This is a genomic window from Actinoplanes sp. NPDC051633, assembly GCF_040681735.1.
Lineage (GTDB): Bacteria > Actinomycetota > Actinomycetes > Mycobacteriales > Micromonosporaceae > Actinoplanes.
Genome location: NZ_JBFAZH010001623.1, coordinates 1 through 1,374, shown reverse-complemented (window position 1 = coordinate 1,374; position 1,374 = coordinate 1). Strand labels below are relative to the sequence as shown.

Genomic DNA, 1,374 nt, shown 5'->3' with positions numbered 1-1,374 from the left:
GGACCTGTCGCCGTAGCGGACGGGACGTGACCGCCCCGACAATGGGCAGCGGCGTGAAGCCGGTCGTCCATCCGTCCGCAAGGGAGCCGCCATGACCATGTCCGCCGGAGAGGCGATCTCCGTCTCCGCGTTGACCAAGTCCTTCGGGCCGGCCAAGGCCCTGGACGGTCTCGATCTGTCCGTCGCGACCGGCGAGGTGCACGGCTTCCTCGGGCCCAACGGCAGCGGCAAGACCACCACGATCCGCGTGCTGCTCGGGCTGCTGCGTGCCGACTCCGGCTCGGTCCGGCTGCTCGGCGGTGATCCGTGGCGGGACGCGGTCGCGCTGCACGGGCGGCTGGCGTACGTTCCCGGCGATGTCACCCTGTGGCCCGGCGTCACCGGTGGCGAGGTGATCGACCTGCTCGGCCGGATGCGGGGCGGGCTGAACCGCCGCCGCCGCGACGACCTGCTCGACCGGTTCGACCTGGACCCGCGCAAGAAGGCCCGCACCTACTCCAAGGGCAACCGGCAGAAGGTCGCCCTGATCGCCGGCCTCGCGTCGGACGCCGAGCTGCTGTTGCTGGACGAGCCGACCTCCGGCCTGGACCCGCTGATGGAGTCGGTGTTCCAGCAGTGCATCGCCGAGGTCAAGGCGCAGGGCCGGACGGTGCTGCTCTCCAGTCACATCCTGGCCGAGGTGGAGGCGCTGTGCGACCGGGTGAGCATCATCCGGATGGGCCGCACGGTGGAGGCCGGCACGCTCGGCGAGCTGCGCCACCTTACGCGGACGTCGATCGCGGTGGAGACGAGCACGCCGCTCACCGGTCTCGAGTCGCTGCCCGGCGTGCACGACGTGCTGGTCGAGGACCATCACGCGCGCTTCGACGTGGACACCGCCCAGCTGGACACGGTGGTGCGCCGGCTCGCGCCGCTGGGCGTACGAAGTCTGACCAGCACGCCGCCGACCCTGGAGGAGATGTTCCTGCGCCACTACGGCGACGACAGCCCGGATGCCGAGGCGCGGTCGTGACCGGCGCGGCCGGCCTGATGCGGTTCATGCTGCGCCGGGAGCGGGCCCGGTTGCCGTGGTGGCTGCTGGGCGCCGGCCTGCTCGTGCTGATCCAGTCGACGCAGAGCCAGAACCTGTACGGCACGCCCGAGGAGCTGGCCCAGCTGCGGCAGACGATCGGCGGCAACACCGCCGTGATCGCCATGAGCGGGCCGACCCGGCTGCTCGGGTCGATCGGCGGCGAGGTCGTGTTCGAGGTGTTCGCCTTCGTGGCGATCGTCGTCGCATTGATGAACATGTTCCTGGTCGGGCGGCACACCCGCGCGGACGAGGAGGCGGGACGCTCGGAGCTGATACGGTCGGCGCGGGTGGGCCGCAACGCC

Annotated in this window: 1 protein-coding gene and 1 pseudogene; both read left to right on the top strand. The window is 71.5% G+C overall.

Annotated elements, in window-relative coordinates:
- The first annotated feature begins 97 nt into the window (after positions 1–97).
- Complete coding sequence (locus tag AB0M20_RS43710; RefSeq protein ID WP_364307409.1) at positions 98–1,012, top strand: ABC transporter ATP-binding protein; 915 nt, start codon at positions 98–100, stop codon at positions 1,010–1,012.
- A pseudogene (locus AB0M20_RS43705) lies at positions 1,009–1,374 on the top strand (ABC transporter permease); the annotation flags it as partial. The gene AB0M20_RS43710 and the pseudogene AB0M20_RS43705, both read left to right, overlap by 4 nt.

Bases quoted from the DNA above. Each gene is read 5' to 3' on its own strand.
- AB0M20_RS43710 (WP_364307409.1), top strand. From the start codon at position 98: ATGTCCGCCGGAGAGGCGATCTCCGTCTCCGCGTTGACCAAGTCCTTC.